General features: G+C 42.0%; 18 protein-coding genes. 8 read left to right on the top strand and 10 right to left on the bottom strand.

Annotated elements, in window-relative coordinates; genetic code table 11:
* Positions 1-641: 641 nt before the first annotated feature.
* The 5 genes from AC5590_RS10050 to AC5590_RS10030 form a co-directional block, all read right to left on the bottom strand.
* On the bottom strand, positions 642-1,736 hold the full coding sequence (locus tag AC5590_RS10050; RefSeq protein ID WP_169263794.1) for a Gfo/Idh/MocA family oxidoreductase: 1,095 nt from the start codon (positions 1,734-1,736) through the stop codon (positions 642-644).
* A 141-nt stretch (positions 1,737-1,877) separates the two neighbouring features.
* Complete coding sequence (locus AC5590_RS10045) at positions 1,878-2,870, bottom strand: nucleotide-binding protein (protein ID WP_169263793.1); 993 nt, start codon at positions 2,868-2,870, stop codon at positions 1,878-1,880.
* A gap of 104 nt (positions 2,871-2,974) precedes the next feature.
* Positions 2,975-4,081: a precorrin-8X methylmutase gene (locus AC5590_RS10040; protein WP_169263792.1), complete on the bottom strand. Its 1,107-nt coding sequence runs from the start codon at positions 4,079-4,081 to the stop codon at positions 2,975-2,977.
* Between the two features lie 6 nt (positions 4,082-4,087).
* Positions 4,088-5,158, bottom strand: coding sequence for an NAD(P)H-dependent glycerol-3-phosphate dehydrogenase (locus AC5590_RS10035; protein WP_169263791.1), 1,071 nt, complete (start codon positions 5,156-5,158; stop codon positions 4,088-4,090).
* A gap of 18 nt (positions 5,159-5,176) precedes the next feature.
* The gene (locus AC5590_RS10030; RefSeq protein ID WP_169263790.1) at positions 5,177-6,712 is read right to left on the bottom strand and encodes an FGGY-family carbohydrate kinase; all 1,536 of its coding nucleotides are present in this window, start codon (positions 6,710-6,712) and stop codon (positions 5,177-5,179) included.
* Between the two features lie 122 nt (positions 6,713-6,834).
* Between AC5590_RS10030 and AC5590_RS10025 the strand changes: the two genes are divergently transcribed.
* From AC5590_RS10025 to AC5590_RS10010, 4 genes are all read left to right on the top strand, one after another.
* Positions 6,835-8,823, top strand: coding sequence for a heavy metal translocating P-type ATPase (locus AC5590_RS10025; RefSeq protein ID WP_169263789.1), 1,989 nt, complete (start codon positions 6,835-6,837; stop codon positions 8,821-8,823).
* 263 nt (positions 8,824-9,086) lie between these two features.
* Positions 9,087-9,311 (top strand): hypothetical protein, encoded by a 225-nt coding sequence (locus tag AC5590_RS10020; RefSeq protein ID WP_169263788.1) that lies wholly within the window; start codon positions 9,087-9,089, stop codon positions 9,309-9,311.
* 312 nt (positions 9,312-9,623) lie between these two features.
* Positions 9,624-9,881 (top strand): hypothetical protein, encoded by a 258-nt coding sequence (locus AC5590_RS10015; RefSeq protein WP_169263787.1) that lies wholly within the window; start codon positions 9,624-9,626, stop codon positions 9,879-9,881.
* Between the two features lie 407 nt (positions 9,882-10,288).
* Positions 10,289-10,588: a ferredoxin gene (locus tag AC5590_RS10010; RefSeq protein ID WP_169263786.1), complete on the top strand. Its 300-nt coding sequence runs from the start codon at positions 10,289-10,291 to the stop codon at positions 10,586-10,588.
* 450 nt (positions 10,589-11,038) lie between these two features.
* On the opposite strand, the gene AC5590_RS10005 is transcribed toward AC5590_RS10010, so the two are convergent.
* A complete protein-coding gene (locus tag AC5590_RS10005) occupies positions 11,039-12,634 on the bottom strand; it encodes a SpoIID/LytB domain-containing protein (RefSeq protein WP_169263785.1) in 1,596 nt (531 codons plus the stop codon).
* 440 nt (positions 12,635-13,074) lie between these two features.
* Between AC5590_RS10005 and AC5590_RS10000 the strand changes: the two genes are divergently transcribed.
* The 4 genes from AC5590_RS10000 to AC5590_RS09985 all read left to right on the top strand — a co-directional run bounded on the left by AC5590_RS10000 (position 13,075) and on the right by AC5590_RS09985 (position 15,212).
* Positions 13,075-13,338 (top strand): ParB N-terminal domain-containing protein, encoded by a 264-nt coding sequence (locus AC5590_RS10000; RefSeq protein ID WP_169263800.1) that lies wholly within the window; start codon positions 13,075-13,077, stop codon positions 13,336-13,338.
* 68 nt (positions 13,339-13,406) lie between these two features.
* The gene (locus AC5590_RS09995) at positions 13,407-13,892 is read left to right on the top strand and encodes a Dps family protein (protein ID WP_169263784.1); all 486 of its coding nucleotides are present in this window, start codon (positions 13,407-13,409) and stop codon (positions 13,890-13,892) included.
* A gap of 92 nt (positions 13,893-13,984) precedes the next feature.
* On the top strand, positions 13,985-14,659 hold the full coding sequence (gene grpE, locus AC5590_RS09990) for a nucleotide exchange factor GrpE (protein ID WP_169263783.1): 675 nt from the start codon (positions 13,985-13,987) through the stop codon (positions 14,657-14,659).
* Between the two features lie 217 nt (positions 14,660-14,876).
* Positions 14,877-15,212: an STAS domain-containing protein gene (locus tag AC5590_RS09985; protein ID WP_169263799.1), complete on the top strand. Its 336-nt coding sequence runs from the start codon at positions 14,877-14,879 to the stop codon at positions 15,210-15,212.
* Here the strand turns inward: AC5590_RS09985 and AC5590_RS09980 are convergent.
* From AC5590_RS09980 to AC5590_RS09965, 4 genes are all read right to left on the bottom strand, one after another.
* Positions 15,209-16,354: a SpoIIE family protein phosphatase gene (locus AC5590_RS09980; RefSeq protein WP_169263782.1), complete on the bottom strand. Its 1,146-nt coding sequence runs from the start codon at positions 16,352-16,354 to the stop codon at positions 15,209-15,211. The two genes, AC5590_RS09985 and AC5590_RS09980, sit on opposite strands and share 4 nt — an antisense overlap.
* Before the next feature lie 72 nt (positions 16,355-16,426).
* A complete protein-coding gene (locus AC5590_RS09975; protein WP_169263781.1) occupies positions 16,427-17,200 on the bottom strand; it encodes a DUF1350 family protein in 774 nt (257 codons plus the stop codon).
* A gap of 445 nt (positions 17,201-17,645) precedes the next feature.
* Entirely contained in the window at positions 17,646-18,434 is a 789-nt protein-coding gene (locus AC5590_RS09970; protein ID WP_169263798.1) for an ABC-2 family transporter protein, read from the bottom strand.
* 141 nt (positions 18,435-18,575) lie between these two features.
* Positions 18,576-21,737, bottom strand: a complete 3,162-nt coding sequence (locus AC5590_RS09965) for an MFS transporter (RefSeq protein ID WP_169263780.1) — start codon at positions 21,735-21,737, stop codon at positions 18,576-18,578.
* Positions 21,738-22,972: the final 1,235 nt, after the last annotated feature.

Here is a 22,972-nt window from a genome sequence, read left to right as displayed (position 1 = left end):
TTATAAAGGAGAGGGGTGCCCGACAGGGCGGTTTTGCCAAAATTTAGGGTGATTCGATGAGTTGTGTATACACCGTAGAAATTACCTCACCCCTGCCCCTCTCCTTATAAAGGAGAGGGGTGCCCGACAGGGCGGTTTTGCCAAAATTTAGGGTGATTCAATGAGTTGTGTGTAAATACAACTATATCCAAAAAAAACCCCGATTTTGTCGGGGTATGCTGTGCTTTTATTTATGCAGCGTATTCCAGTGTTGTATTGTATTTTCATTTGAAGAAAACAATTTCACACCATCCTAAAGGAGTAAAACGTAAATATGTAACTGAATATACATATTTTTTTCAAGATGAAAGTTTAAGAAAAAAGCCGAAATTGTTTACTAAAAACTGGATTCAATTTTCAAAAATAGCGGGAATGACTAAATCCTATCAATTATAAAAAACCCCGAGCAAGTCGGGGTGAAGGTCTTTGCCAAAACAGGTTTCCTGTGACGTTTCTATTTTGATCTACAAACAAGCTCTCGCACCCCATCCAAAAGATAGAAAGCTGAAAATCGTGATGGTGTATACATGCTGTTAGTTTATAATTTTTTATTTAATAAGTCATGAAGTAAGGTTTACGATGAAACGTTAATTACCCTACTATTAAGCAAGAAATTCTTCCAAGCTTGGTACATTTACCCAACTTGAACTGTTATTAGATTCATGGGATAAATCCATTAATAACTGAGAGTAAATCCCTTCTCGTAAGGATGGAACGATTTGTTTTTTGGATTCAATTCCTTGCACCCATTCATCTACAACTCTCATAAACGCAGAAATGCGACCATCGGAGTGATTTTCTGGAAACAATAATCGATTGGGAATTTCAATTTCAGTTAATGTTTTACCTGGTTGAGAAGACAAAACACGAAACCCATGTACGTAATCTTTTTGATTTTCACTTCCTAATACTAAAGTCGCGCGATCGCCATACACTTCTATCCAATGAGTACGCGATGCATGAACCACAGCACTGATAGAAACTTGACAAGGTGTCCCATCTGCCAACTCTAACATCAGCATACAGGTGTCATCGGTTTCTACGGGCTTTAATTTTCCAGTGTTGGAGTCTAGTCGTTCGGCGATCGCCGTAGTGAAATGGGCGTTTAACTTGCGTACAGGACCAAACAGCCAATGAATATAATCAAAAGTGTGAGAACCCAAAGATCCCAATGCACCGCCTCCTTGGTCTTTACGAGAATACCAGTTCCAAGGGCGTCCAGCATCAGCACGAGAAGAACCTAGCCAATCAATTCTAATCAAACGCTTTGAACCCACATAACCTTGTGACAACAGTTCCGAAAATAATTGCCATCCTGGTACAAACCGAAATTCAAAATCTACAACTGCAATCACACCTGCTTTTTGGGCTAACTGGTAAAGTTCTTTAGCTTCGGCTGCATTTAGAGTTGTCGGTTTTTCGATTAATACGTGTTTTCCTGCTTGCAGTGCTGCTTTTGCCATTTCGTAATGCAAAAATGGCGGTGTGGAAATGCTTACTGCTTGGACTTCTTGCAGCCTAACGATATCTGTGATGGTGTTGCAGGCGTGAGGAATATTGTAGGATTGTGCGATCGCTTTAGCTTTATTTAAATCTTGGTTATATACAGCAACGATCTGTGTCTGAGGATGAGCCAGAAATCCAGGAATATGGACTTTCTGACCAAATCCCGTGCCAATAACAGCAACGCCAATCACAGTTAAACGAGTTCCTTTTTATATTTTTCTGAGTTATTCTACCATTAACAGGGAACAGTGAACAGTGAACAAGGAGTGGAGGAGTCCGTTTCCTACCTGATAACTGATAACTGATAACTGATAACTGATAACTGATAACTGTTAAGCTGTAGCGAGTTTGTTGCTTTGAAAGCGCTCAAATGGATTGAAACCAGGTTGAATTTGTGCTGTAAAGTTGACTCCTGCCCAATCATGTGCAGTTTCTTCGTGATGGTAAAGCATTCGAGTTAGCAGATTTTCCCAGTTATGTGAGGGAAGCTGACGCAATAAATCGGTAAGGCTATAGAATGCATCCAACACCGTGAAGCTGGCTTCGCGCACATGAGGTGGACGAGACAGAACTAATGAGTCCCGTTGGACAAAAAATGCGTCGTGGGGAATGACTGCATCTACAGTTCGCATGAGATAATTTTCAATTGCTGGGACTTCCTGACGGGAACGGATGTCAGTCGCCACGACTAGCATGTCAAGACCAAAGTTTTTGGCGTGTGCGAGAAAATCTCCTGCATTGCTGACTGACTTGCGCGTTGGTTTGACAACATAGATATTTCTGTCGAACAAGCTTGGTAAGGGTGAAGCGAAAACATCTTTCCCTGCTGACATATCAACAATAATCGCCTCGTTGTGATCTTCCCAAACGTGCTTTAAGAAAATCTCAATCGCCCCTGTTTTGCTATGAAAGCACTTCTTGCGATAATCGTCTTGTGTAAAATCACCAACCCGAATCAATTCAACTCCATCAATGAGAGTGACATAGCGTTCGCGCCACTCGGCTGGTTCTCTTAACCGCAACAAACGCGATCCTTCCCCAGGCGGAGTTGTTTTTATCATGGGTAAATCAGCAGTAATTCTCGGATTGGTACCAGCAAAGTAAGAACGCAACCAATCTAAATCATTACCAATATCTCGTGCAGTTCCCAAATCTCCCCGCTGCATTTCGACGGGCGTTGCACCCAGTTCTTCAGCTAGATGCAAATTGTGATCGCCATCAATACCTAAAACTTGGAAGTCACAGAAATAGTTCAGAAATTGCAGAAGGCAGGTACTAATAGTGGTTTTTCCACTTCCTCCTTTGCCATAAACAGCTAATCTCATCGTTTAGTTTGTTTTGTCCTAGTTTTTGATTCACAACGATATTGGATCTTATTCTCAAATGTTCAATTCGGAAACAGTGCTGGGGAAACTTTTCTATACAAGTATTAAGAGTGACGTAAGTAACAATGACAATCAGGTTTTTCAATAAGTGACTCTACCAAAGAATTCAGGACAGTCGCAGCTAACAAGCCGCCTCCCAACGTTCCTTCAACTGTAATAAAAGGCACGCTAGATTGCATCAATTGTCGCTTAGCAGCGGGGGCGTGACTAAAACCAATGGGCATACCAATGACTAGCGCTGGTTGAATTTCTTGGTTTTGGATGGCTTTACATACACAAAGCAGCACACTAGGAGCATAGCCAATCACCAACACACAACCTGGGGAGACTTGCTGTAATTTTTCCTGCCATTTTTGATCCTGCCAAAATGCTTTTTCTGCTTCTGTGGCTGTCGTAATATGAGAGTTATCAATCAACGTTTCCACTGGACATCCCAAATGAGCTAACCGAGTTGTATCCAACGCAGCAGCTACCGTTGGAATATCCGCAACTATTTGACAGCCTGATTTGAGGGCTTGACGACTTGTGGCGATCGCCTGATCACTCAATCTCACAAACGACGCTAAACTAACATCTCCACAAGCTAAAACCAGGTTTGAGATCAAGTCTTGTTCAATTTCAGAACGGCTAGAAAACTCAGGTAGCAAGCGTTCCAAGGATTCTGCAAAAGCTTCTGGATGAGCATGAACTTGAGCATCCAACCCATTCCAGAGTTTTTCCAGTCCGCCGAGTCCTGTTTGAGTATCTACCTCCAGTAGCTTGAGTTGTGCTAAAACTTCAGCTTGGATGATTTCACAATCGCGATCGCGCCCCAGTAACCCTTCTAATGCAGATGCTGTTTGCCGTAGTTGAGAAATTTGCTGTATGACTGCCCGATATTGTTGCTGCAGTTGCGTCATCAAGTTAGCAGTTGTGTCTTCTTGTGGTTCAACTTCCAGTATTTGGCGGATATGGTTGAGTTGAAACCCTTGCTGCTTGAGTGCGACGATGCGTTGTAATCTGAGTACGTCAATGTCTGTGTAGAGGCGGTAATTACTGGGCGATCGCACTGGTTGAGGAAGTAACCCCAGTTGATGGTAATGGCGAACCATCCGCGGAGTCATCCCGCCTCCCACTGCTTGAGTGAATTCTTTGATAGTCAGTGTTGTCATACCCCACTACCTAAATTCTTTCGCCGCACTGGCAAAAAATTTATCCCAAGGAATATTTGCAGGTGCATCATCACAGACAATTGCAATCATCGTAAACAATAAAGGTAAAGCTTCTCGATCTAAATCTCCTCGCTTCACCATTGCTTCCACTGTTGATCCAATCGCTAAAGCTAAAGAAGCACCTTCAATGGTATCATTTGGCATATACTCAGCTTTCGCTTGACTGTAGAGCATATCCAAACCCAAAAGCCTACCCATACGGCTATTACGTCCACCTTGACAGGTTACGTATAAATCACCAGTACCAGGAAGACTATAAACACTGTGGGATTTACCACCCATTTTTTCAACTAAATAAGCTGTCTCTTGCATTCCTTGGGCAAAGATTGCAGCGGCTAGATTATGCATATCAGCACCATTAGCAGCCTTGCCTTCTTTTTCTAAGAATCCTATCACCAAGCCCACTGCCAAGGCGTAGACATTTTTGAGGGCGACACACACTTCCAGACCAATCATGTCGGTACTTGTCCAGACGTGATAGTAATTTGTACGGAACAACCCACCTAGCTTGTCTAGTAAAGTTTGATTCGTACCAGTGAATACCACGCAAGTATGACGACGTGCTGCTAATTCTTGTGCAATGGAAGGACCACCAATAGCAGCTATTTGTACATCCTTTTGATATTTGACAGGCAACCCGGCACGGAGAACATCTGGCAAAATAGACAATTTTTCACCATCTCCTGCTAATCCTTTTGTGACTGCTAGGATGGGAATTTCTGGAGACAATACGGAACTGAGGGCTTGTGCTACCCACTCGATACCATGAGAGTTAACTCCTAAGACAACTAAATCTACACCTTCTATTGCCTCAGCTAACTTGTCATAGGTATAGGGTTTAACGCTTTGGGCAACTTCTAAGCGTAATCCAGGATGGGGATAACCAGCCTGAAGCTTAGAAATAATGTCACTGTCCAGATGGGTTCCGACTAGATGAACAATATGTCCGTTATCAGTTAAAGGGAAGCTGATAGCAGTTCCCATAACACCTGCACCCAGAATAAGAATTTTTGCCATTTTGTCAAAATTCCTTGACTATAATTTAGTGGTTGTTAAATCGGTGAGCTTGTTTACCAACGACTGAATGCTAGGAAATAATGGCTTGTAAACTTCGCTATAAAGTTTAGAGTAGATAGCCTGCCTTTCCTCAGAAGGCGTAAAACGCTCAGCAGTGTGAGTCAGACATTTTGCGGCTGTACCAATATCAGGATACCATCCAACTGCAACTGCTGCGAGAATCGCTGCTCCTAAACAAGTCGCTTCTGTGGTTGTAGAACGCACTATTGGTATACCAGTCACATCAGCTAAAATCTGACACCAAAGATTGCTTGCGCTACCACCACCCATGACGACATATTCGTTAAAACGTTGGTTTGTGGCTGACATGACTGCATCCCCTACAAGTCTTTGCTCAAAGGCAATACCTTCTAAGATAGCTCGGTAAAAATGTTCTTTACCGTGGGTACCTGTCCAACCAATTGTGATACCAGTAGCATTAGCATCCCAGTAAGGATTCATAACGTTGTTCCAGTAAGGCACTAACATTAATCCTTCAGCGCCAGGAGATACCTTTGCCGCAGCAGTTTCCAGTATCTCTAGTGGACTGAGGTTAAGATTGCAGTTGTGTAAGTCGCTGGCAAACTTTTCTACAAACCAGGTAAGAGTAAAGACACCACCAAGAAGAACAGTTTCTAGAAAATAAGAACCTGCAATGGGTGCATACATGGTGCGAAATGACGGATTGACAAAATACTCCTTACTGATTATGCCGCTTGCTATTGCCGTACCTAAATTAAGATAAGCCCGACTATTGCCCACAGCATTAGCACCTAAACCTGCACACTGCCCATCACCAGCACCCGCAATGACTCGTAAACCTTTAGGTAATCCTGTAGCAACAGCACCAGTATCGTTGACATAGCCAATAACTTCTCCTGGTGGTACCAATTCAGCAAATTGTTCTTCTCGCAATTCGAGTGACGTGAGTAAATCTGTTGCCCAGCAATGAGCTTCCATATTCATTGCTCCCATTGGATCAGCACAAGCCAAACTGGTACGAAAATTTCCAGTTAGGTGATACACCAAGAAGCCATGAACATCTAAAAATTTATAGGTGCGGGCAACATTTTCTGGTTCATGTTGGGTTAACCAGATGATTTTAGATAAAGAAGGCGTCATAGAGACGGGTTTACCAGTAACTTGGTTGTATTGTCCGCCAAATTTTTCATCTAGGAAAGTAACTTGGTTACGGCTGCGTTTATCCATCCAGGCGATCGCATTGCGAACAGGTTTACCCTCCCTATCTACTGCCACAAAAGTTTCCCGTTGATGAGTGATGCAAACTGCCTCTACTTGTGATACGTTGATTTGAGTTAGTAATTGTTGTATAGCCTCGCAGGTACTATGCCACCACCGTGCCGCATCCTGTTCGTACCAATTTGCTTGCGGTTGTAATAGTGGATAAAATGCTTTTCCAAAAGCGACAGCTTTCCCTTCCTGGTTCCATGCAATGGCTTTACAGGCTGTTGTGCTACAGTCGATGCCTATGACTAACGCGTTATTTTGACTCATTTTTTATGCGATTGTCGCCTGAATATGATTTTACATCAGATGCGACAACTTCTGTGCGTGACGCTTGACATTGACATTAATGTCAAGGTTTAGCCTGAGAGAGTGTTGATAATGTCACTCTCATGCTCTACCCACAACGTCTAACTCAATTCACCAAAGAACATACAGAAGCTTTCGCCGCCATCCTTTGTGGAGTGCTGTTGTTTTTCGGATGGTTCGCCTTACATCTCAATTTTTTAGGATGGGCGCTGCTACTATTACCTGCAGCTTACGTTATTGGTGGTTATGAAAGCGCCCGTGAAGGACTGACAACGCTTTTCAAAGAAAAAGAACTGGATGTAGATTTGCTGATGATTGTGGCGGCGTTGGGTGCTGCGATCTTGGGCTTGTGGAAAAGGGAATACCATCTTATTCTTGATGGGGGAATCTTAATTCTCATCTTTGCGATTAGTGGGGCGCTGGAAGGCTACGCCATGCAACGAACCGAGCGCAGTATCCGCTCTTTGATGAGCTTGACACAAGATACAGCACGGGTTTTGCGTTCTGGAAGGGAGGAAATCATTTCCATCAGTCAGCTAAAGGTGGGAGACGAAATTGTTGTCAAACCAGGGGAACTCATTCCCACCGACGCAATGATTGTTTCTGGTTTGAGTACCGTTAACCAAGCTGCTATCACAGGTGAGTCCGTACCTATAGAGAAGACGGTGGGTGAGGAAGTTTTTGCAGGTACACTCAACGGCTATGGTGCGCTCAAGCTTAGAGTGCATCAACCACCAGAAAGCAGTTTACTTCAGCGTGTGATTCGTCTGGTAGAACAAGCACAAACAGAAGCACCTCCTTCTCAACAATTTGTTGAGCGATTTGAACGGAGATATGCGCTGGTTATTGTGGTGGCTGGGTTGTTGCTGGCAATTTTACCGCCATTTGTCTTGAATTGGGACTGGGAAACGACGATTTATCGTGCTCTTACCTTTTTGGTGGTTGCTTCTCCCTGTGCTCTGATGGCTGCAATTATGCCCACGTTGCTTTCTGGGATTGCTCAGGGTGCAAGACAAGGAATTTTGTTCAAGAATGGTGCCCAGTTGGAAATGATTGGTAAAGTTCGGGCGATCGCCTTCGACAAAACTGGTACCCTAACAACAGGACAACTGCAAGTTTTTCAAGTCATTCCTACTAGTGGATATACAGAAGCAGATGTGTTGAAGGTGGCTGCTTCTGTAGAATCTTCTTCCGAACATCCTATAGGCGAAGCTATTGTGCAGGCTGCTCGTGATTTGAATTGGTCAAGAGCAGTTGAAGTACGAGCAATACCAGGACAAGGAATTTTGGGTATGAACGGACACCAAGAGGTTATTGTCGGGAAAGCGGATTTTGTCCAACAGTATGTAACTCATTTACCAAGTGTATTACCTCACCCCGCCCTAACGGGCACCCCTCTCCTTAGTAAGGAGAGGGGCAGGGGTGAGGTTTTAAACGCGAGTGAATTGAAGGATTCAGCAGACTTGTTACAACAGGAGGGTAAAACGGTTGTTTGGGTTGCACAAGGAGAACAGGTGCTGGGTGTGATTGTCATTGCAGATGAAGTCAGAGGAGAAGCAGCAAGAGCGATCGCCCGCTTAAGAAAACTGGGAGTCGAGCAAATTGTCATGTTAACAGGCGATAATAATCGCACTGCTCACAGCGTCGCCCAAGCAGTAGGAATTGATCAAGTGTATGCAGAACTTTTACCAGAAGATAAGCTTGATATCATCCGTCGTTTACAGAAAGAGTATCAAACTGTGGCAATGGTGGGAGATGGTATCAATGATGCCCCAGCCTTAGCTCAAGCATCTGTGGGAATTGCGATGGGCAAGATTGGCAGTGATGTCGCATTGGAAACCGCAGATATTATATTGATGGCAGATCGATTGGAGAAAATAGAAGCAGCGATGCGTTTGGGTAAAAGAGCGCAGGCGATCGTCAAGCAAAATATTACTGTTGCTTTGGGTTTTATTGTTTTGCTTTTGGTTGGTAATTTTGTAGGAGGAATTAACTTACCTATTGGGGTGATTGGGCATGAGGGTTCTACGGTGTTGGTGACTCTGAGTGGTTTACGATTGCTGAGGAAGTGACAGTTGTAGGGCGATGCTGCAAACCGCGACGCACGCGAACGCTTTCTCGTTCCCTGGCTCTGCCAGGGGATGCATAACTTGAGGCTCTACATAGGCGCAAAAACTATCAAGGTCAACTCAAACAAGGAAGCTATATTGATGGTGGTGACTACATCGAAGTTCGAGACGAAGAAAAATATAAACAGCGCTTTGCCCACTTCAGCAAATTCTATGAATCCATCAAACACCAACCTTATCCTTTAGAGTATGACGAGCAAGGCATTTTGTACCACTTCCAAGAACAAAACATCCTCATCTTGGGGCTAAATTCTGCTTGGGAGTTGGATCACCACTACAAATCTCGCCCTAGCATCAACCCCTCAGCCCTCAGCAAAGCCCTTAACTCTATCCGCCAAAATCAAGAATATCAAAACTGCCTGAAAATCGCAGTTTGGCACCATCCCCTCGACAGCCCCTACGAAGACCCTCCGGGTTCGCCAGATGCCTAGGTATCTGGTGAGACCAGCGCTGCAGGAGGGTTTCCCGACCTAGGCGACTGGCGTTCGCCCTTGGCGTGCCGCAGGCATACCCGAAGGGCGTGTGTAAGGGTGTAAGGGTGTAGGGGAAAAATAGAGGATCTTGTTTATGGTACTGTTAGTAAGTGTCGGCGTTTTGTATCACAGTTTGCGTCGTAACTCGTCAGGGAATGTAGTGAGTATAGGTGGCTGAATTTGGGAGTGTAAGCAAATGCATAAGTTGCTTTGACTCACAATTATAAAAGCATTAGAAGAAACTATTCGTCATCAAATAAGGATCTATTAATGTCAGGTACTTTAACTCTCAGGAACAATACAATTTTTAAGCAAGACCCCACTTTTCAGGACAAGGAACAGGTTACACGTCAAGCAAATGATAAAATTCCATTTTCCTGGATTGAAATTAAAGATTATAAGGGGATATCGTTTGGTCAACACCAGCACTTGGAAGTGCACATTGAGGGTAATGGAATTGTATCTGACCAAGGTAACTCTAGACAAACCTGGTTCGTTAATACCAAAGATGTAGCCAGAATAGATTAAAGACAATAATTGTGGGAGTATAACAATATTGTGCTTCCACATTGTCTTTTAGGGCATCTACGGAAATATCCGCTACCGATCTTGCGGGTAAAATTCATCTGCACGTAGTACTGAAATGCATCGTTGCCTTTTATACAATATTAATGATTAAGATTTTTAACAGAAGTTTCTGTAACTTTATTTAACAATCTAGCAACCTGATGCTGATTTTTATAAGATAAATTTATCATAATTAACTCGCAAAATTTCATTACTAATCGAGTTCAATTTCTGGTTACATCCTTTTATTTTTCTCGTAGTATCAAAGGTGAAGCTAATTATAATTCGCGGCTCTTCCGATAAGAAAAGCCGTAATTTTTGCTTCAGCATAACTTATACAGTCCATTTGCAAAACAGAGAATTACGAAATGGCAACTTACAAAGTAACACTGATCAACGAAGCTGAAGGCCTGAACGAAACAATTGACGTTGAGGACGATACTTATATTCTAGACGCTGCTGAAGAAGCTGGTCTTGACCTGCCCTACTCTTGCCGCGCTGGTGCTTGCTCTACCTGTGCTGGTCTGATCAAAGAGGGTGAGGTTGACCAAGGTGACCAATCTTTCTTAGACGACGACCAGATTGGTAATGGATATGTACTGACCTGTGTGGCTTATCCAAAGTCTAACTGCACCATCGAAACCCATAAGGAAGAGGAACTTTATTAAAAGTTAGGGTTCTCAAAAATTAACCTCTTGCAAGAGTTTTTGATGTCGTAGAGACACAAAAGGAAAAGAAGCAGAACCAACAACACAAATAGCTTTGTGCTGTGTCTGCTCCAACACCTACTTTGGCATTAAGTCTAGATTCAGGTTATATAAGCAGGAGCAGCGGGTGTCCCACGTTCCTGCTTTATTTGCCTAATTCTAGCAATCCGCTACTGACAAATATAACAAAGCTTACTTTGTTAATTATCCGTAAATTATTTGACTATTTAAGGGAACGCTTAACAGGCTTCGTCGAACCTCCGAACGGGAATATCAAATGTAGTGAGTTTTTAAGCGCAGAACACAGCCACTTTCACAAAAATCAAATATGAGTCTTATACTCTACTCCACAAAAAAGCCTCAGTTACCCTGCAAGGGTAAAAGAGGAGGATTTTGAGTATAACTAATCACTCAGTTCCTTTCGGAAATCCCGTTGCCGAGAATTTGAATTTGAGTTCCAGGATAGTAGAATTGGAGAATTTTCTGATTCTCCCAACCTAGCTGAGCGAGATTCATCGCACCGACTTGACTCAAACCAACTCCATGTCCTAAACCGCCACCAACAAAGGCATATCCCCATAGTTCTGATTCACCTTTATTTAAGGGTTTTAAGTAAAACAGTGTGCTTACAGGAGCAGCAAAAGCACTGCGAACCTCATCTTTATGTAAAGAAAAGGTGCCAATCTCTGTTTTTACATCAAGTTTAAGAATGCGTCCGCTCTTGCTTCTCTCTACGACTTTCATATCTCTGATAGTTTTAAACTTTGCGTAGGGACTGTTTTTCACTTTCAGAAATTTTTGTAAATCCTTGGTAATATCTTTCAAGCTAGATTCCTTACGCCAACGGAACAAGTCTTTCTGACTTTCGTTAAATCCTTGTTTGATACTGATAAACCGTTGAAATTGGTTTTCATCGGCTAAATTCTGTCCAGACAAGTTCCATACATTATCGCTTGGAGCATCTATGATAGGTTGCAAATAAGGACGATCATCACCATTCCAAACATCGCTAAAAGAAGCAGTGACGCCACCAGTCGTAGAAGAATATAAGGCATCTACGAGATCGTTTTTGTAGGTGAGAACCATACCCCGTGTTGTTGCGATCGCCCGATCTGTGTTTGGTGTCACTCCATTCAACCCATAATACACTTGACAGTGAGTATCAGCACATAATTGATACCCATCTATTGCAAATCTATGTAAATTACGCAAAGCATAAGTCCGGGCAAGAACCGCTTGTGCTTCCATCGCTGCAGTTGGAGCCGAAGCACCAATTTCATACGGCACAACTCCACGCAAGTATGTTTCCAAAGGCACTTTGTTCACGAGAGTATAGGAACCGTAAGCATTTGGCTGCAACTTCATCTGTCCAGCGTAAAGATGTGCTTTTTCTGGTTTTTTAGTTTCGTTGACGCGAACCAAATTTTTATCGCTACTAATTTCCAAATTATCTAAGTTGTAGCGCTTACCATTCAATTGTCCAGTGACTCGCGGAACACTTTGTAAAACTTGGCTATCTACAAAAGCAGTTTTTCCACCTGCAGATTCTACAGTCGAAAGAAGCAAACGCCTGAGTAAGGGAGTGTTATACACGTCGCGCTTTGCCCAAACTTGCCAGCGTTCTGGTTGGGCTATTTCTACCTCTATTCCCTTCTCACGCCAGTGTTTCGCGCTGTCTTCGGCTGTTTCGTAGGTGCGGTAAGTCCCTAGCACAACCCTTTCGTTGACGACAGCCACGGGTATTGCTTGCATTAAGACTTCCAGTTTGACAGGCTTGGTGGTCACTACGGTTTCCTGACGATTACCATCTTGAAATTTCAGCCTCAAGCGATCGCCTTTGGTAGGTTCTAATTCTAACTGTTCTGTGGAATTATCTCCAAATCGTTGCACTATGCCAATCCTGATTTCCACATCTTTTGTGTTGCTAGCAGGACCAGAGGCTCCTGTCAGACCTAATAAACAAAATGTGGTCAGTACGGTGTAAGAAATACGCCAGATAATTTTCATAGAACCTTTGTTCTTCCGCTACAACTGTCTAGGGGTGGATGATCCGCAAAAACAGTATGAAATCAGAAGGAGAATGGTAGATTTATTTGGTTGTCAGCCCCCCAAACCGGAAAATCCTTGGAGAAAAATTTAAACCGGAGCATCCTGAATATTAAGACCCTCGTTTCTCCTTTGGGGTTCCTTGAAGGGCTTTGATCAAAAGTATGTAAAACTGGGCAACTACAGGCAACTATGTGCGCACCACGATGACTCGTGGCAGTATCGCAGTTTTACACAGGTTCAACCCAAGGTTGACTCCCTATGTAGTTTAGTAGTTTTTGGCACAAGTTATTTGAGCAAACTAATATTAGTTTTGCCAATTTAGTTGTAGACAACTCATACTCATAACGAGTATGATATATCAAGAACCACAAGACACGACTCATGAACAAAACTTATTTATGATTAAAGTTCAAGAGATTCCTTTAAATCAGATACGGCGACCTTTGCCACGTACCAACGACCCCGACAAGGTAAAAGCTCTGATGGAATCGATTGCTGCCATTGGGCAACAAGAACCAATCGATATATTAGAAGTCGATGGACAGTATTATGGATTTTCTGGATGCCATCGCTATGAAGCTTGCCAGCGTTTGGGTAAAGAAACTATATTAGCCAAAGTTCGCAAAGCTCCCAAAAGCGTTCTGAAGATGCATTTGGCATGAATTTCATTAGCTGTTATGAGCAAGTTTTTGATAAGCGATCATTAGCAATAACTAAACAGGAGAAAAATATGCAAACTCGGGTTTTCCCAGTGAATATCGGCATTGACGAAGCAAGCAGAGCTAAAATTGCTGAAGGTTTGTCTCGCGTGTTGGCTGATACCTACACCCTGTACCTGAAAACTCATAACTTTCATTGGAACGTCACAGGACCAATGTTCCAAACTCTGCATCTGTTGTTTGAAACGCAATACACAGAGTTAGCAGGTGCAGTTGATTTAATTGCCGAACGAATTAGAGCATTGGGCTATCCTGCACCCGGTACTTACAGCGAATTTGCCCAACTTACTTCTATTTCAGAAACGGATGGCGTTCCCAAAGCTACGGAAATGATCCGCCTGCTAGTGGAAGGACAAGAAGCCGTTGTCAGAACTGCGCGGTCTATCTTCCCCATAGTAGACGAGGTTCATGACGAACCTAGTGCTGATTTATTAACTCAGCGGATGCAAATACATGAAAAGAATGCTTGGATGCTGAGAAGTTTACTTGAAGAATAAATTATAGATGGGAATTATTTGTTGGTTGTCAAAAAGTACCACTAACCACTAAACTGTAGTTCTGAGGAACCAGCAGTTAGTCATTGCCGACGATGTCCCACATCGATTTCACTTCACAGTTGCATGACTTGATGCAACGTGTGGGTATTTCTAGTTTCAAAGCTCTGAGTCGCACTGCTGGCGTCTCAGAGCATCAGCTTTTGCGGCTACGGCGGCTGGGAGTTGAGCAGATGCGGGTGGATGTTCTGTTCAAGTTAGCCCAAGCACTGCAAATAACTTTCAATGAGCTAGTTACAAAATTCTCTCAAAAAAAGTTAGAAAAAAGTAAAGATATATCAACTAACGAATCTCAACAACTGTTACAAGAAATAGCAGAATTAAAAAAAGAGTACGAGCGATCGCAACAGCAAATGCAGCAACAACGACAAGTATTGCTGCAGGAGTTTCAGCAGTCTAGTTTACAATTGTTGGAATCTTTGTTGTTGCAATTTCCAACTGCAGCACACAAAGCACGAGAAAATTCCCAATTAAGCGCGATCAACATCGTACCGTTAGTGCAAAAACCCTTAGACAGACTTTTGCAGCAGTGGGGGGTGGAAGCCATAGCACCTGTAGGAGCAGAACTACCCTATGATCCACAAGTACACCAACTTCTAGAAGGTACGGCACAAGTTGGTGAACTGGTTAAGGTACGTTACATTGGTTACCATCAAGCTGATAAACTGCTATATCGAGCCAAGGTGAGTCCCATTCCACCAAAAGCCTAGGTGTTTGGCTAAAGATGATATCAAATCTTGAGGCAATTGGTGTTGTCAAAAAATGATTTAGGTATGAAATATCAAGAACTTGTCAAGATTTTGATTTGGTGATTGACTTATTATTCGTAATTTATACATACTTATGTGGCAAGTGTTTTTGAAATGAATTACGATCAGTGTAGAGTTCATTATTGTGTCTTTTTTAATACAAAACAGTGTGCATATGATGGTAGAAGAAGTAAAAGTTGTTCAACTTAGTGGTATTTTAGATGCGGCTCAATCGCAAGAGTTTAGAAAAAAAATTGATGAAATTTTACAAAAAGAAAGTAGCACTAAAACAGTATTAGTTGATTTCAAAGAAGTCACTTTTATGGATAGTTCTGGGTTGGGTGCTTTAGTGTTAGCTTTTAAAGCTCTAAACTCTGTAGATAAAAATTTTGTGATCTGCTCGATTAATGAGCAAGTCAGGATATTATTTGAACTGACAAGTATGGATAAAATCTTTAAAATCTATTCAAATCGAGAAGAATTCAACCAAGCTGTGAGTTTTGGAATAAGTTAATCAAATTCAACCTGGATCATAGATAAATCATCATCAAAAGCTTCTTTGGAGTTTAAAGAGATGATATCATTTAAAATGTGATCCAGTTTACCCTCATATTCAAGCTGTGAGGTGACAAGCATCTGAATAAAAGCGTCTAAAGTCCAAAGAGTACCATCTGATTTGGTAATTTCATAAGCACCATCACTGAAAATATAAAGAGAACTGGATTCTTCAATCTGACAAAAGTCATCTACATATTTTACCTCTGGGAACATGCCTACTGGCATACCAGGGGTTTTCAGTCTTTTAACTTTCGGGTTGGTTGGGGAATTTCTAGATACTAAGACTGCTGGTGGATGACCTGCACTTGCGTAAATTAACTGGCGCTTAACCCGGTTATAAACCCCATACCAAATAGTAAAGTATTTATCGTTTCGATAATTCATTTGAAAAGTATTATTCAACGCTTGCAAAACATCACTGGGTTGATAATAATTCAGACCTGCAAGAGCACGCGATCGCAATAAGTTCAGCACGGAAATAGAAGGAAGAGTTGCTCTGAGTCCATGTCCAGCTGTATCTAACAGGTAAATTGCCAGATAATCAGAGTCAAGCCAGTAGTAATCAAAACAATCACCACCCAGTTGACGCGAGGGAATAAATTGGTAATTAATTTTCAAAGGATGCGTCATTGGCATAGGCAAAAGGGAACACACATATTCTGCAGCTTCTGCCAATTCTGCTTCTAAAATTTGCTTTTGAGTTTGTAAATCCTTACTAAGTTGGTGTAGACGCAATCCCGCTCTTACCCTCGCTTGCAATTCATTTTGTTCAATAGGTTTAGTGATAAAATCATCAGCACCTGCATCTAGCCCTTTAACGCGATCCGCGACCGAATCTAAAGATGTTAATAAAATAAAAAATGTGGTGGATAATTGAGGATCTGTCTTGATTCGCTGACAAACTTCTAATCCATTTAACCCTGGCATAATCCAGTCACAAATAACCAGCGCTGGAGAACAAGCTATTGCTTTTGTAATTCCATCTTTACCGTTATTGGCTACCAAGACTTTATAACCCTGTTTTTCCAGCATCCTTGTAAGAAGTATCTGTACTGCTGGATCATCATCAATTACTATAATTTTAAATGCACTATTCATTAGTCAATAGTCATTAATCAATAATCATTTAAAGTATGGACTGTTCTAAAATTCTGGGTGTTTGATGATCTCCTAGCTGATAATGGGATTGGAAAGAGGGTTTAGCCAAAAGAGGATGATGCTTTTAAGCTGATTCAGATCGCGATAGGCTTGTTGCTTAAACCACTGTCCTAAAGCGTCAAACGGTGTGAAAGATTCTCCCGTTTGCCATTTAATATCTTGCCCTAAGGGTGTGGTGTGAGTCCCGTTTAGCATCTGTGCTATCACCATCTCTGGAAAGCGTTGTTTTAATAACTCAGTTAAAGCTGTTGATTGGTCAAGGGTGTCGTTGGTAAATTTGATCAGCAAGTTACGACGAACGTTATACCTGTCTTGGACGAGTTTGTTAGTTTCTAACGGTGAGGGGGTAAACTCGACTGCGGCTAAGTTAAACTGTTCGATTAAGGGAATGGCATCCCGTGCAGCATAATTGTTGAAGGATATGAGGATATTGCCAGCGCGTTCTACATTGAAGAGGCTGCCGATAAGCAAGTGGAGTTTACAACCCATGCTATGCCCGATTCCATAAATGGGAAGGTAGCGCTTGCGTATTGCCGAATTATCCTGTAAGCGTTCTAGGGCGCGTTCAAAGTTTAAGAGGACAGATTTTGCGATCGCACTATGATCCAAAGTGTTCACAAACGGTGTCGCGATCACTACATAGCCTTTGTCTGCCAGTTGTTCTAGCAACCAACGGTACGTCAGATGGGGTGCTGTTGCAACAAATGCCCCGCCCAGAAAGTGAATCACACCAACAGGATTTCGCGGAACAAGTACCCAGTTTCCAGAAATTTCTTGCCAGTCCATGTAAACAAGGTAAAAAGTTAAAGAAAAAAAGTTTAAAAGTTAATACTTTTTCATAGTAAACCTTGTTGACTGTTCTTGTGGAATGATATCAAGCTTGCAGGTGGTGAGAATTCCTTTGGGAACGACATACCAGAGCGATCCCCAGTTAAGTCAGAAATAAACTTTGTGTCCTTCATGATAAAGTCCAGATAAACACAAGTCAATTACATGGACCAGCTAAGGCAGGACTTAGCCGCAAGCATTGCTCCTTTGTATCTCTTGAGGGAGGGAGTGAGCAAGGGAGGTGTTTCTTTCATTCGTAACAGGTTGCAATAGCTACACGTGGATCGCTCCTAAAGAAAAACTGACGAATTCCAAAGTAGTATGCCCTATGGGCATATTTGAAATTTTTCCTTTGAAAGGACACTTCGCTCAAGGCGGGTTCCCCTTTTGAATTTTGAATTGTTTATGCTCCCATTCCCGAATATCGCTTCAATCCCCGTCGCCACAGCAAACGATTCAAACCCAAAAACACCAAAATCCAACCTACTATTAATGAGAATCCCCGTGTCAAATCTACGGGTGATCCAATCAAAATATTTGCCGGGAAATCAATCATATAAGGAAATGGTGTCCAAAGTACTATCGCTCGCACAGATTCAGGAAAGACCTCTACAGGTGCAATCATTCCAGATAAAAATAAATAAAACAAAAACCAAAAATTTTCTACAGCACTAGCTCGTTCCGTCCAAAAAGCAAGCATTGCAAACGAGTATTGCATGATAAAGCGTAAAACAAAAGCAAGTACACTCGCCAACAAAAATAGTAAAATGTTTGCTATTTTTGGCACCCAAAAAGCTTGTGGATAAAGGAGAAAAAAGACGACTATCAGTAACAATGTAAAAGGGAAACGAGCCATTCTTTCAGCAATATGGGAAGCAACATGATGCCACACGGGATCAATAGGTTGTAACAAGCGCGGTGAAAGTTTTCCTTGTACTATTTCATCTTCAAACTGCCAAACCACCCAAGTTACTGTGATTTGCCTAACAATGAAAACTGCAAGAAAGTAACGAGCAAAATCCACAGGTGACAAATTGAACCGTCCTCCTTGAGCCGCTTCTATCCACACTCCCATTAAAATAATTGGTAGAGAGTTTGACAGTAGCCATAAAATGACTTCTGCACGATACTCAATCGTATAAGCGTAATACACTGACAACAATGTCAGGGCTTTTCGGAAAAATCGCTTGATCATAAAGATTAGTCGCGTTCTGATTTATGAAAGTTACGCATCCTCAGATTCCCGACTTCTAAAACAAGTTGGGAATCTTGTTGTTCACTTTAACAAAAAAGCCTCTCCAGGGAGAGGCATAACCATGAACGAGTAAAAAAATTAACCTAAGAAACTTAGACCTTTTACAGCTATCACTCCAGCTATTGCTGAAGCTACTAAGGAAAGAAAAGCGGTATTAAATAACCACCAAGCAGCACCTGCAACGGCTTTTTTAGTTTCAACTGCTTGCTTTTGAGCTTGCTCTTTAACAGCATTGAGACGTTTTTGCGTTTCCTTTTGGATGCGTTCGGCTTGATGTAACACCTTATCACGCGTCCCTTCAATTCGCTCGATAATTTGGTTTGCTTGCTCTTGGGAAATATCCTCACGCGAACTCAAGACAGCAACTAGGGTTTCACGATCAAATTGACCGAGGCGATCGCGCAAACTCTCAAATCCTGCTTGTGGATCGTCAAACAATGTGGCAAAATCTTGCTGAATGCTTTCATAGTTGAGTTCGGGACGTTCGAGTGAGTTGAGATAGTCGCGAACTTTAAGCGTGGCACCGTCAATCACCGATTGTACTTTTTGCTGAACTTGCTCATATTGTTCAACCACAGAGTTACGCACAGACTCGATTTGGTCTACAATTCGGTTGGCTTCCTCTTCTGAGATATCCTCGCGCCCAGACAGCAAAGCTACAATTGTCGAACGGTCAAATTTGGCAAGGCGATCGCTTAAAGTTCCGACTCCAGCGCGAGGAGAAGATAGCAGCAATTGCAAATCGCGCTTGATTCCTTCGGGGTTTAATTCGTCTTTGTTGGTGTTGCGCAGGTAGTTTTCCAGATTCGCTTCAAAGTCCTGAACCTTTTGAGTCGTACGCTTTGCCAAGCGTTGCGGCGCTTTGACAATCTGATCAATTCCTTGTTGCAAAGAGTCGATAGTACGGTTTACTTGCTCTTCGCTCAAATCTCCTCGTTGCGTCAGGAGTTTGACTAAGGTTTCGCGATCAACTTGGGACAGGCGATCGCGTAATGCATTCGCACCATCTTTAGGATCGGCGAGTAATTTTTGCAAGTCTTGCTGAATTCCTTCAGGATTGAGTTCTTCCAGATTCGTATTGCGCAGATACTCACCAATAGCGGTTGTAGTTTGCTCGTACTGCTCTTTGGCTTTACCCGCTACTTTTTGAGGTGCTTGCAAAACATTGTCCCGGACTGCAAGTAAAGAGTCAATGTTTTGGTTTATCTGTTCTTCGCTCAAATCTTGCCGCTGACTTAATAATTTTACTAAAGTATCGCGGTCAAATTGTGAGAACCTTCCCTTTAAAGCCTCAAATCCGGCTTGGCGATCTTCTAGCAAAGTTCCAAAATCACGCTTGATACCTTCTGGATTGAGTTCTTCTTTGTTCGTATTGCGCAAATATTCTTCTACTTTTTGCCGCAGTTCATCAGCTTTCGCTTTGGCTTGTTCTTGCAGTTCTTTTGCCCGATTTAAGACGTTATCACGTGTACGTTCGAGTTGACCAACAATATTATTGGCTTCCTCTTCGTTAATATCTTCGCGTCCAGCCAGCAGCTTCACCAAGCTATCACGGTCAATATCTGAAAATCGTTGACTCAAATCTTCAACACCAGCTTCTGGATCTTCCAGCAGCTTTGTCAAGTCTTGCTCAATACCTTCTGGGTTAAGTTCTGCTTTACCAGTCGAACGCAGGTAGTCTTCTAAGCGAGTGCGGAGGTTTTGCGATTTTTCTGTCGCGTCCGCTTGGTTAACAGTTTCTAAAACTTCGGTGCGAATGCTTTCCATCTGCTCAGCAATTTCTTTGACTTTTGCTTCGCTGATGTCTTCTCGTTGCGATAGCAAGTTGGCAAAATACTCTAAGTTGAGTTCCTCCAACTCCCGTTTTACAGTTCCGGGGTTAGCGTTGTCGTCAAAGATGACTTGTTTGAATTCATCTTTGATTGTCAGAGGGTTAAAATGCCAAGGTAAAGAGTTTTGTATGTATTCTTCTACATCTGCCTTGATAGTGTTGGATTGAGAGGAAGGCGATTTACTACCTACAGAACTACCCAACTGACCAGCTTGCTCTGTTGCTTGGTCTTTAAGCTTTTGCAGTTGTGCTGTAATTTTATCAACATCTATTTCCTTAACTTTTCCTCCTACTTGTTGTAGCAGGGGTTTAATTTTCTCAATGTCTATCTGCGAGAAGTCTACCTTTTTCAAAACTGCTGGTAAAGCCGCACCCAAACCAATTTCCACAGCTTGCTTCACTATCCCACCACTGGGATTAATTTTACCTCCAGCGACTGAGGCTAATTGCTGCAGCTGTTGACTTAATTGCTCTGGCTTCAATTGTTCCGGAGTCGCAGAGTTAAGTAAATTAATAACTTGTTCTGTGGGATTTTGCCCTTGAGCAGCTTGGTTCCAAGCACCTTGCAATTGATCTACAAGCTGATTGGCGTCTTTTTTAGATAAGTCTGTGCGACTACTAATTAAATCGACAAAAGTCTGGTGATCGATATTTTTTAGCAAGTCACTATCAGCAACTGATTCCAAATCTGCGTCTTTGAGCAGCTTGTCAAACTGAGAGCGAATTTCTTTGATATCCAACTGGGGTGATTGCACACCAGCTAAAGATTTTTGCACTGTGTTTTTGATACTATCAGCATCAAAACCTGATGTGAGTTCGCGGCGGACAGCTGCGGTAATTTCCTCAGCAGTAGAAACCATTTGATTTTTAGCAACATTAGCGCCAACAGCTGTAGTTGCTGTACCCACGAGTCCTTGGAAGCCAGAAGTCGCAGTGCTGACAACAGAACCAATTAAGGAACCTACTGCTGTTGAACCAAACCAAGTTATTAAGGAGAAGTAGGTAGACCAGATGACTACACCAATTATCCCTCCTATAAGCGCACTTTCAACCAAGCTTAGTTTGACTGCTAGAAAAGAAGCACCGAATAATGCAATGGTTGCGGTAACAACCGCCCAAAGACCTGCGGCTGTTTCAACTTTACGAATTGTTCCACCCAAGCCTTCTGAATCATCAGAACCATCACCTGTTCCTAAAGATGATATTCCCACAGCTATGGAGAAGTTTGTTAATAGTAATTGAAAGGCAAATGCCATCAATACACCAGTCACTAATGCGACTAAAAATTTAGGATCAGAAAAGACAAGCGCAGCCTGTTCTGGATTTACAAGTTCCGGATTTGCTGGGATTGGTACTGCTCCAAGTTGGTTCCACAGCAAACCCAACGTCATTTCCACACTTTTAAACATGTTATCTCCTTGATCACAACTTAAGTACACATGCCAATCTAGAAATCTCTATTAATCTTTAGGCGTTTCTACAAGCAGAGCTTAAAGATTTTTCACAAGACAACCCCTAGTGTTACCGTTCAAGTTACTGGTTAAATCGTTAGGTTGATAGCAACTGCAACTGCAACTACTGGCTTTGGGATAGCTCTACTTCTTAACAAATCCACGATAAACGCAGCACCTATACAACAGCAAGCATTAACACCCACATAGAAAAAACTATCCATCCTCTTGCTATTGTCTAAGTTTAAGTACTTAATTAGAGCCAGTGATATCGTTCACTTTCTCCTTCACATGTTCTCCTATCTCTTAGATTATAAATTTCATGATTGGGAACCATCTTCCTAGAGAATGACTTGATTTTACCGAGAGAATGATTTAAAACTTTTTAATATTTTGGTGACTCACAATTAGAAAAGTGCCAAATATTATAGATTACAAGACTATATGTATATATAGTCTTGTAATCTCCAGGAGTCTTCCTCTGAAGATGCATTATCTAGCGAGCGCTAGATGTTGACTTTTGAAGTAGTTTCTCAGAACCCTGATTACCTGTGAAAATTTGTATTATGAGCTAGTAGTATTGTTCTGACTACTTTCTGGCAAAGATTGTCAAGCATTAGATTCCTAAAAATAAAGAAATGATAAGCATTTCAAGGAAATCAGCTAGACCATTTATTGAACAATAAACAACAGAGCCGTCAGTCGCGCTTGAGTCAGTAATGTTGGACAGTGCGACGTCAAGATGAGTAATGGGTTGCTCTCCCCCCACCAAAATCTTTGATGCATGTGGTCTATAATTAGATAGCGCTCACCAATCCCTACCATAAAAATTGCTAAATCAGGAATTCCAGTATAGTTGACTTGTTGTAGAAAAACATTTTATTGGACTTTATCTAAAAACGAATAATTTTTCAATTTGATAAAGAGAAAACTTATCCCAAAAGATGGGTGAACATTTCGTTAAAAAATAGTATTAATATGATTAACTTCATTTAGAAGATTCTTGTACAAATAATTTTAGCGCTTAGGAGGAAGTAAGGATGGTCTTCGGTTTGAATCAGTGTACTGTAAGCGTATTTACTCATTACTCTGTGCAAAATGTGAGCTGTATAAATTGAGAGATTCTGGTTTGCCAATCAACAGAGTATTTGTGGTTGTGCAGGAGAAAGATCGCAATCATCAGATAAAGTGGT

Source organism: Brasilonema octagenarum UFV-OR1 (genome assembly GCF_963888615.1).
Lineage (GTDB): Bacteria > Cyanobacteriota > Cyanobacteriia > Cyanobacteriales > Nostocaceae > Brasilonema > Brasilonema sennae.
Note: the sequence above shows the minus strand (reverse complement) of the source record. Positions and strands in the feature narration are given on the sequence as shown.